At 50.7% G+C, this 9,695-nt stretch carries 12 protein-coding genes; 11 read left to right on the top strand and 1 reads right to left on the bottom strand.

Annotated features, from left to right (window positions below; all coding sequences use genetic code 11):
- Window positions 1-310: 310 nt before the first annotated feature.
- Entirely contained in the window at window positions 311-721 is a 411-nt protein-coding gene (locus M2108_RS30875) for a hypothetical protein (protein ID WP_277473299.1), read from the top strand.
- A gap of 101 nt (window positions 722-822) precedes the next feature.
- Here M2108_RS30875 and M2108_RS30880 read toward each other — a convergent pair whose 3' ends face one another.
- Window positions 823-1,347, bottom strand: a complete 525-nt coding sequence (locus M2108_RS30880) for a hypothetical protein (protein ID WP_277473298.1) — start codon at window positions 1,345-1,347, stop codon at window positions 823-825.
- Between the two features lie 209 nt (window positions 1,348-1,556).
- Here M2108_RS30880 and M2108_RS30885 point away from each other — a divergent pair, with 209 nt between their 5' ends.
- From M2108_RS30885 to rsmI, 10 genes are all read left to right on the top strand, one after another.
- A complete protein-coding gene (locus tag M2108_RS30885) occupies window positions 1,557-1,742 on the top strand; it encodes a sigma factor G inhibitor Gin (protein ID WP_068728868.1) in 186 nt (61 codons plus the stop codon).
- A 215-nt stretch (window positions 1,743-1,957) separates the two neighbouring features.
- On the top strand, window positions 1,958-3,634 hold the full coding sequence (locus tag M2108_RS30890; RefSeq protein WP_277473297.1) for an aminotransferase class I/II-fold pyridoxal phosphate-dependent enzyme: 1,677 nt from the start codon (window positions 1,958-1,960) through the stop codon (window positions 3,632-3,634).
- Window positions 3,635-4,276, top strand: a complete 642-nt coding sequence (gene tmk, locus M2108_RS30895) for a dTMP kinase (protein ID WP_090717226.1) — start codon at window positions 3,635-3,637, stop codon at window positions 4,274-4,276.
- Between the two features lie 77 nt (window positions 4,277-4,353).
- The gene (locus M2108_RS30900) at window positions 4,354-4,683 is read left to right on the top strand and encodes a cyclic-di-AMP receptor (RefSeq protein ID WP_042171809.1); all 330 of its coding nucleotides are present in this window, start codon (window positions 4,354-4,356) and stop codon (window positions 4,681-4,683) included.
- 24 nt (window positions 4,684-4,707) lie between these two features.
- Window positions 4,708-5,151 carry a YaaR family protein gene (locus M2108_RS30905; RefSeq protein ID WP_277473296.1) on the top strand — a complete coding sequence of 148 codons (444 nt, stop codon included), beginning with the start codon at window positions 4,708-4,710 and terminating at the stop codon, window positions 5,149-5,151.
- An 18-nt stretch (window positions 5,152-5,169) separates the two neighbouring features.
- On the top strand, window positions 5,170-6,144 hold the full coding sequence (gene holB / locus M2108_RS30910) for a DNA polymerase III subunit delta' (protein ID WP_277473295.1): 975 nt from the start codon (window positions 5,170-5,172) through the stop codon (window positions 6,142-6,144).
- A gap of 140 nt (window positions 6,145-6,284) precedes the next feature.
- On the top strand, window positions 6,285-7,085 hold the full coding sequence (locus M2108_RS30915) for a PSP1 domain-containing protein (RefSeq protein ID WP_039868836.1): 801 nt from the start codon (window positions 6,285-6,287) through the stop codon (window positions 7,083-7,085).
- 30 nt (window positions 7,086-7,115) lie between these two features.
- Entirely contained in the window at window positions 7,116-7,481 is a 366-nt protein-coding gene (locus M2108_RS30920) for an initiation-control protein YabA (RefSeq protein WP_068728883.1), read from the top strand.
- A gap of 67 nt (window positions 7,482-7,548) precedes the next feature.
- Window positions 7,549-8,325 (top strand): tRNA1(Val) (adenine(37)-N6)-methyltransferase, encoded by a 777-nt coding sequence (locus tag M2108_RS30925; protein WP_277473294.1) that lies wholly within the window; start codon window positions 7,549-7,551, stop codon window positions 8,323-8,325.
- Window positions 8,322-9,230, top strand: a complete 909-nt coding sequence (rsmI, locus tag M2108_RS30930; protein WP_277473293.1) for a 16S rRNA (cytidine(1402)-2'-O)-methyltransferase — start codon at window positions 8,322-8,324, stop codon at window positions 9,228-9,230. Before M2108_RS30925 ends, rsmI begins: the two co-directional genes overlap by 4 nt.
- Window positions 9,231-9,695 lie beyond the last annotated feature (465 nt).

A 9,695-nucleotide genomic window follows, 5' to 3' on the forward strand; every position in this document is an offset into this window, starting at 1 on the left:
GATGGTACTTGGACCGAAGGGTCCTGGGAGAGTAGGACGCCGCCAAGCACACAAAGCCATTGTTGAGCAATCGACAATGGCTTTTTTGTTGTTTTTACAGGCTTAAAAGGGTGCACAGTAAAGAATATTTTGTAATAAAACGCTTTCAATTGAGTGACATTTTTGTTACCGACGATATGAGTTATCCAAGTATAATAGAAATGTGCAAATATTAAGCATTGCCCTTAATACGAACGAACTACTGATAAATTCTAACTTTGAATTTTTTTGTGTCTTTTGATGCATGGTGGTTGTAAGGAGGTTTTAAGGTATGAAGCGGAAGCGGCCCATGTGGATATTACTACTTGTTTGTATATTGAGTGTTATGCTGATCGGCTGTGGCGCTAAGGAGCCTAGCTGGGATGGCTTTGAAGGAGCTCTAAATGAAAAGAGCTTTCCTGTTCCCAAGGAGGCAAGCTCTCCTGATCGAACGACCACAAATGCTGCTATGGACTATGTGCGCTATTCTTTATCCGGGCTTAGGGAGAAGGAAGGGCTGCCTGATCCTTATCTGGAGGCTATCGAAGCTTGGGGCTGGAAGGAACAAAGAGGCGATGAGGGAAATTCCCGGGTCTTTCAAAAGGATGGGGTAATCGTTCACCTAACCGTGCACGACGGCTATTTTATAGTCATGATCCCCAAAGAAAAGAAGGTAGCCATTAAAGGGCTTAAGAGTAAATAGATAATCGCCGTCCATCCGGACGGCGATTATTGTTTTCTAAATGGATCCTGGCCTTTAGGCATGCTCCAACTCTGCGGTGATGTATGTATGGGCTTAAGGACTCACTGTGCATAGTATGAGGCGTCGGCCGGGCTGAATTTGAGCATCCCGCTTTTTTCATTGTCCCGCAGCATGAACAGTACGTATAAGCGTGGAAGAAGCAGCCAGAGGTGGCAGACGGCCAGAGAAGCCGTGAAAGCAGCAGGTACCCACACTATAAAGAGTGCAGCAACACAAAGGCCAATCCAGAAATTATGCAGCTGTACTTTTCGGAAAATGCTGTAGCTGATGTATTGTTCCGGCATATAACCTAACCAGGGAAGACGCAGGGAGATTTTCCAGCGTTTTGCGATTGGATGTCCGGTAATAAGCAGCACCGAGCGTGAGATGACATACTGGATCCACAAGATAACAGGAGCAGCAACCAGCATGTACAGGAAGCTCCACCAGGATATGAATATGCTCTCCAGCACCAGGAATATCAGAGGAAGCAGATAATATATGCGCAGCTTGGTGTTCGTCAAATTTATTTTTTTGATAAGCTTGTATTGGTAGAATGTTGCTGCGCCTTTGGTGTTGGATTCCATAGCGAAATTTCAGACCTCCTCGTGAGTACTCATGTTAATAATATCGGAAGATTCAGGTGTTTTGTTAAACTCAGCATTTACTGTCACTATTAGGCGTATTGCGGAATATATATATTTCGGGCAGGGCAGGATAGGAAAAAACTATGAAAAGGTTTAAAATAATAGAAGGTGTAACATACTGTTCTTAAAAGAGTCAAGGTGGGATGGTTATGGAACAGCAAACCGAGCAGTCCTGCATTATCTGCGGGCAGCTGAAGCAGGAAGGGATTGTGATTGTCTCGCATTTTATTTGTGAGGATTGCGAGAGCGAAATGGTGCGTACCGATGCTGAGGATATCAAGTACCGCTTTTTCATTGGACGGATGAAGAAAATCGGACTGCAAAAGAACGCCTGAACCGGGTAGAGTTATTACAATAACGGCGTAAAGAGAGCGGGCGGTGAAGTAGTGTCGCAATGGCTGCATATCAGGCAATTTGTATAACGGCTTCCCCGTTCTGTATGGGTGCGGAGGAGCCGTTTTGCTGTGCAGCGGAAGCTTTTGCATGGTATTATAGGCGTTTGGCCTTATTTGCGTTAAAATAGAGGTAACCCCCAGGAAGGATATTGAACATGGACAAATTAGAGCCTGGCAGGGCACCTATATATGAAATGCTGGAACAATATAGACTTAAGGGTAATATATCTTATCATGTCCCCGGCCACAAGGACGGAAATGCTTATTGCACTTTCGGAGGGTCAGGATATCTGGAAGAGGTTATGAAGTACGATGTCACCGAGATCACCGGAACCGATGATCTTCATCATCCTGAGGGTGTTATTCAGGAAGCACAGGAGCTGGCGGCGGACTGTTTTGGGGCGGAGGAGAGCTTTTTGCTGGTTGGCGGCAGTACTGCCGGCAATCTTGCGCTTCTCTTAACCGTATGTCCTGAACCGGGGATGACGCTGATTCTTCAGCGGAATGTCCATAAATCCGTGATACACGGGCTGATGCTGGCCGGGGTGAACGCTGTTTTTCTGGAGCCGCAGCTGGATACGGACAGCGGCCTGGCGGTCGCCCCGGCGGCTGAAGCGGTACAGGCTGCCCTCGCAGCCTACCCGGAAGCCGCCGCCGTGCTGGTGACCATGCCGAATTACTACGGCATGGGAACGGACCTTGCGCCCCTCGCGCGCATCTGCCATGACCACAGCGTTCCGCTGCTGGTCGACGAGGCGCACGGGGCGCATTACGGGCAGCACCCGGCGCTGCCGGCCGGGGCGCTTGCCTGTGGCGCGGACGGCGTGGTGCAGTCCACGCACAAGATGCTGCCGGCGCTGACGATGGGCGCCATGCTGCATGTACAGGGGCCGCGCCTTGACCGCACGCTGCTGCGTCAGCGGCTGGCCATGGTCCAGAGCTCCAGCCCATCGTATCCGCTGATGGCTTCGCTCGATCTGGCCCGGCGGCTGGTGCACACCAGGCGCGCCGGGGCCTTCACGGCGGGGCTGGCCGCCGTGGACGTGCTGAAGCGCAGCCTGGCAGAGCTGCCGCGCTTCGGGCTGCTGCAGCCTCCGGTGCAGCAGCAGCCCCCCGGCGGCGCTGGCGCAGCCGCCGGGACACACGCGCCGCCTGGACAAGCGGCGGCGTACACCGCCCAGGACCCCTTCAAGGCGGTCATCTATGACGCCGCCGGGGTCCTGGGGGGCTTCGAGCTGCAGCGCAGGCTCGAAGAGAAGGGCATCGTGCCGGAGATGAGCGACGACCGGCACGTAGTACTGGCCTTCAGCCTCGGCTCGAAGGCTGAGGAGTCCGCCGCGCTGCTGGGCGTGCTTAGGCAGATAGCTGCTGAAACGCCGCCGCCATCTGGCTCTAACCGGTCAGACGCCCCGACAGCCGCAATGGGTCTTAATCAGTCTGAGTCTACGGCAGCGCCATCTGGCTCTAACCGGTCAGACGCCCCATCAGGTTCACAGCCGATAGCCGCATTACCCCGGCCAGGTAATATTTCCACGTGGAACATTTTTAATCGTCAACATTTTTCACAGCCTGTGAGGTTCTCCCTGAAGCCGGTATCAGCAGCAGAAACCGAAAGCGTATCTCTCGAATACAGTATAGGGAGGACAGCAGCGGAGATGGTGATTCCTTATCCGCCAGGGATACCGCTTTTATATCCGGGTGAAGTCATAAATGAAACAGTATACGGAAGGCTGATTGCACTCAGGCAAGGCGGTGCCAAATTTCAGGCCTGTGCCGATCATGCATTGCAGTATATTTTAGTTTACAACAATAAGAAGGGCGGAGAAGTATAAGTGGGACGCGAGGGCTTTTTCATTACTCTGGAGGGAGGCGATGGAGCAGGAAAAACAACGGTGCTGGGCAGGGTAGCAGCTTATCTGCAGAATCATTCCATGCCTTATATCATTACGCGGGAACCGGGGGGCATTGAAATTGCCGAAAAGATCCGTTCCATCATCCTTGACCCTGCCCATACGGCGATGGATTCGCGGACGGAAGCGCTGCTGTATGCAGCTGCAAGAAGCCAGCATCTGGCGGAGGTAGTTGAGCCGGCATTACAGCAGGGCCTTACTGTACTTTGTGACCGCTTTGTCGACAGCAGCCTCGTCTATCAGGGCCATGCAAGAGGACTGGGAATTGAGCAAGTGCGGAGCATTAATGAATTTGCCACCGGCGGCCGCAAGCCGGATCTTACCTTCTATCTTGATGTGGATCCGGAAGTGGGTCTGGCAAGAATTGCTGCAAACCAGGAGAGGGAAATTAACCGTCTAGATCTGGAGAACCTCGCTTTTCACCAGAAGGTGCGCCAAGGCTATCAGCTGGTGGTGGAATCCGATCCCGGGCGTGTAGTGGTGCTTGATGCCAATCGTCCAATTCATATGGTGGAGCAGGACATCGTCCGTACCCTGAAAGAACGGATATTAAAGGATTTTTAAAACAAATGTCTAATAGTACTCTATGTACACTTCAGTAAAAGCAAGCTTTTAACCCAAACTTTTAGGAGGAATGCGAGATGAATCTAATCATTGCCATTATCCAGGATAAAGACAGCAACCGGTTGTCCAGCGAACTCGTCAAAGCCAATTTCCGCGCCACCAAGCTGGCCAGTACCGGCGGTTTTCTGCGGGCGGGAAATACGACATTCCTGATTGGTGTAGATGATTCCCAGGTAGATGCGGTACTCGGCGTAATCCGCAATAGCTGCAAGGTGCGCGAACAGCTTGTTACTCCGGTCACTCCAATGAGCGGAACCACAGATTCCTATCTGCCGCTTCCTGTTGAAGTCCAGGTAGGCGGAGCTACAGTATTTGTACTTCCTGTCGATCGTTTTGAGCATTATTGAGCATAATAAGGGCGGTAGATAGCTGTGAAAATTAACCCGGGCTACAGGCCCTTAAAAAGTGAAATGCCGAATGCCGATGCAGAACGGCGGCCTGTCCAGCAGAGGACCTTTAACGATATTTTTCAGCAGCAGGGTGAACAGAAGACACTGGATGAGCTCAACCGTCAGATCAAAGATATTCAGCAGCAGGGTGACCGGCTGGCGAAATCAATGACGGTGCGTGAGCTTGCTATATATAGAAATATGGTCAAACGTTTTTTGGAAGAGACGGCACGGCGCGGTGTAGTTCTAAAAGAAACGAAAGGCTGGGACCGCCGCGGCCGCGGCAAACGCTACAAGCTGCTCGAGGAAATTGACGCCGCCCTGCTGAATCTGGCAGATGATCTGCTGGAGAGCGAGCAGGGCCGGATCGATCTGCTTGGACGGGTCGGCGAAATCCGTGGATTGCTGATCAATCTTTCTTTTTAAAAGAAGTTGGAGGAATTTATGCCTTTTCATGATATATTAGGCCAGGAGGATGTGAAGCGGCTGCTTCAGAACGCGCTCCGCAAGGATGCCGTCAGCCACGCCTATCTGTTCACCGGACCTTCCGGCAGCGGGCAGATGAAGACAGCCCTGATGTTCGCCCAGGCCATATTCTGTACCAGGCTTAAGGATGATGCCTGCGGGGAATGTCTGGAGTGCCGCAAGGTGGAGCACGGGAACCATCCTGATCTGACACTGCTGGCACCCGACGGGGCGAGTATTAAGATTGATCAGATCCGCGAGCTGCAGCGTATGTTCTCTTACCGGTCAGAAGGAGTTAACCCGAAGATTTATATTATAGAAGGAGCGGACAAAATGACGGTTCAGGCCGCCAACAGTCTGCTTAAATTTCTGGAGGAGCCCCCTGCTCCGGCAGTGGGCATTCTAATCTCCGATAACAGCAGTTCCCTGCTGCCTACAATTCAGTCGAGAACCCAGCGTATCCCCTTTAGCCCGCTGCATCCGGATATAATGCTCCAGGCTTTGGCAGGGGAGGGGGTCCCGGTGGCACTGGCGCGGTGCGCCGTTTCGCTCACTTCCGGACTCGAAGGCTGCAGGGAACTTTTGGCACAGAATTGGTTTGCAGAAATGAGAAATCTAGTGTTACAATTAGCAAAGGAGTCTATGGGAAAGGGCAGCACTGCAGTGGCAACAGCCGGGCAGAAGCTGGCCAAGACCGGGCTCGGTGAACATTTGGATACTCTGTTCAGCATGTTCCACCTCTGGTTCAAAGATATGCTCTACTTCCTGTACCGCAGACACGAAAGCATCGTTTTCATAGATCAGTTAGACTTTATTTCCAGACATGCCCGCGAGCGGAGCACAGAACAATGGATCGCCTATATGGAATTCGCAGCGGAGAGCAAGCGCAAGCTCCGTTCCAATGCCAATGCGGCGCTCTGTCTGGAGCAGTTTTTAATCCGATTGGAAGGCTAAAGGTTTAGTTTAATATAATCCTCCGGATCAACGCTTCAGCCTGGAAGTAAGGGTTTCACGGATAAGGAAGGACAAGCATAGATCACCAGGGAGCGGATTTGCTTAAGGGTTCCTTTACCGGCAAACAAGGGGGTTAATTTTTGTACAGCGTAGTAGGCGTCCGCTTTAAAAAAGCGGGTAAAATATATTATTTCGATCCGCTTGATTTCCCGATTGAACGCGATCAATGCGTTATTGTGGAGACGGCACGAGGGGTTGAATATGGTAAGGTTGTCGTTGGCAAAAAAGAGGTGCAGGAAGCCGATGTTGTATTGCCTCTCAAAAAAGTCATGCGGATCGCCGGTGAAACCGACGCACGTGTGGTGGAGGAGAACAAGGGTGCAGCAAAGGATGCTTTCAACACCTGTTTAAATAAAATCCGCGATCATGGCCTCAAAATGAAGCTTGTGGATGTAGAATTCACTTTTGACCGCAACAAGATTATTTTTTATTTTACCGCTGAGGGACGCGTCGATTTCCGTGAACTGGTCAAGGATCTGGCAAGTATTTTCCGGACCCGGATTGAGCTGCGGCAGATCGGTGTACGTGATGAAGCGAAGATGCTTGGCGGGCTTGGGCCTTGCGGACGGGTATTATGCTGCTCCTCCTGGCTGGGCGATTTTGAGCCGGTATCGATCAAGATGGCCAAGGATCAGAATCTTTCGCTGAATCCAACCAAGATTTCCGGCTTATGCGGAAGGCTGATGTGCTGTCTGAAGTTTGAGCATGATAATTACGAAAGCACGAAGGAAGAAATGCCGGCCGTAGGCAAGCTTGTTGTAACCTCACTGGGAGAAGGTAAGGTAGTAGGCATTAACGCTGGAAGTCGTACGGTTCATGTGCAGTTGTTCGAAGTGGGCAAAGTTAAGGAACTTCCAATGGATGATGTTGTCGTCAAGTAAACCATATAAGGTTACTTTCGGGGTGGAAACTTGGAGAAGATAAATATATTTGCACACATGCAGGAGATGGAAGCGCAGATGGAAACGATGCGCGCCACGCTCGGAGATTGGAAACAGACGGTCAAGGAACTGATGGAGGCCAATCAAAGGCTCAGTCTGGAAAATGAACAGCTCCGCAAAATACTGAAAAGGGAAGCACCTTTGGATCCGGCCGTGGATACAGCTGAAGCAGAAGCACTGCTGGCTGCCGCTGAAGGAACAGAGGAGGTCGTCGGGGAAGGATATGATAATCTGGCCCGGCTGTATCACGAAGGCTTTCACATCTGCAATGTCTATTTCGGACATTTGCGTACAGAGGGTGACTGCCTGTTCTGTCTTTCTTTTCTTAATAAATGAGGATATCCAGCCGTAGGAGATTTACGCCTACGGTTTTTTTTGAATTTATACATTTTAGGAGATTACAATGACAAATTCTTTTAACGAAGCACATGTGCCCTTGCAGCCCTCGGAGCGGATTGATGATCTGCTGACTCATGATCTGCGGATTATCCAGAGCGATGAGGTGTTCAGCTTTTCAATGGATGCTGTATTACTGGCCCGGTTCGCCAGCATTCCGCCGCGGGGCAGAGTACTTGATTTATGCACCGGTAATGGCGTTATTCCTATGCTACTGACCACACGGACCAAAGCTTCTATAGAAGGGATTGAGATTCAGCCCCGTCTGGCGGATATGGCCCGGCGCAGTGTTGCCATGAACGGCCTGGAGGAGCGGGTACAGATTCATGAGGGTGATTTACGTGAGCTGCATAACATCGCCGGGTATGGTGTTTATGATGCAATCACCGTTAATCCCCCCTATATGCCGCTTAACGGAAGCGATCTCAAGCTGAATACGCATCAGGCTATGGCCCGGCATGAGATTGGCTGTACACTGGAGGAGGTCATTCAGGCCTGTGTCCGGCTCGTCCGTACCGGGGGCAAAGTCAGCATGGTGCATAAACCCCAGAGGCTTGTAGACATCATCAGTATAATGCGACAATACAGGCTGGAGCCGAAGATTATCCGGTTTGTCCATCCGCGTGCTCATCTGGAGGCTAATATGGTATTAATTGAAGCCGCACGGGACGGAAAGCCTGAGGTGCGTTTACAACCGCCGCTCATCGTATATAATGATGACAATCAATACTGTCCGGAAATCATGGACATCTATTATGGAAACAAAGAGGATAACAGCCAATGACCATACAATGCCAGAGCAGTTTTCAAAAAAATTCGGAGGCCGGCACAGGTGCGCCAGGGGGAAGCGGCAGCCTCTATCTGGTCGCTACGCCGATCGGCAATCTGGAGGATATGACCTACCGGGCCGTACGCACTTTGCAGGAATGTGACATTATTGCTGCCGAGGATACGAGACAGACCCGCAAGCTGCTGAGCCATTTCGAAATAACCCCCTCTATGCTGTTCAGTTATCATGAGCATAACAAGGCAGCCAGCGGGCCGGAATTAATACGCTATATAATAGAAGGTAAAAATCTGGCGCTGGTCAGTGACGCCGGTCTGCCGGCCATTTCCGACCCAGGTGCAGACCTGGTTGCACTTGCTGTCAGCCACGGTATTCCGGTCATTCCGATCCCGGGAGCTAACGCAGCGTTGTCAGCTTTAATTGCCTCCGGACTGCCAACCGCCAGCTTTACCTTCATCGGATTCCTTCCGCGTGAACGCAAGGATATCCGCACTGTATTATCCGGCTTGCGTACGGAGCAAAGTACTCTGCTCTTCTATGAATCGCCGCACAGAGTAGCCAAGACCCTGGCTCATTTGCAGGAGGCTTTCGGTAACCGCCGGGCAGTTCTGGCCCGCGAGCTGACCAAGCGCTACGAAGAATTCCTGCGGGGCACTATCGAGGAGTGTATCTCCTGGCTGTCCGAGCATCCGCCGCTTGGCGAATACGTCATCGTCGTTGAGGGAGAAAGCAAGGAAGAAGCTGAACTCGCTGAATCCTCCTGGTGGCGTGAGCTCAGTATTGAACAGCATGTTGCCCATTATGAATCCTCCGGAGTGACACGTAAGGATGCTATGAAAAAAGCTGCCTCTGACCGCGGGTTGGCCAAACGGGATATTTATAACGCCTTGCTGGAGCAGTAGTGAGAGGGAGCAGAGTATAACCATTCAGCCTAAGCTCTCCTATATAGAAGCTACAAAACTCCAAATAAGCTGCTATGATCAACAGAAATAATTGCATTTTGTACACCTATTTGGCACAAATAGTTCCTTTTATTAGATATAGATGTATTTTATACATTTATAATTAAGGGAATTACTCAATAACGAGGTATTATATGGGTATAAGTGTATAAACTGCATTTAAAAATATTTACCATTCTTTATGGGGTAATTTAACTGTATAGACTACAGCTATTGCACCACAGTAAGCGATTCCCGCAGGGAGAGCGCGTTTCTCCTCATCCGTATCACGAGAGCGCCTTGCGCAGCCCTAATAGGCAAATTGCCTATTTGGATCGTCTACACTTAGTTGGACATAAAAAATAAGGGCTTGTAGAATAAACCTATCAAGTTAAGGAGCGGAACTCTACAATGCCAAAACAACAA

This window comes from Paenibacillus sp. PastM-3, from assembly GCF_029893965.1.
Classification (GTDB): Bacteria; Bacillota; Bacilli; order Paenibacillales; family Paenibacillaceae; genus Paenibacillus_AQ.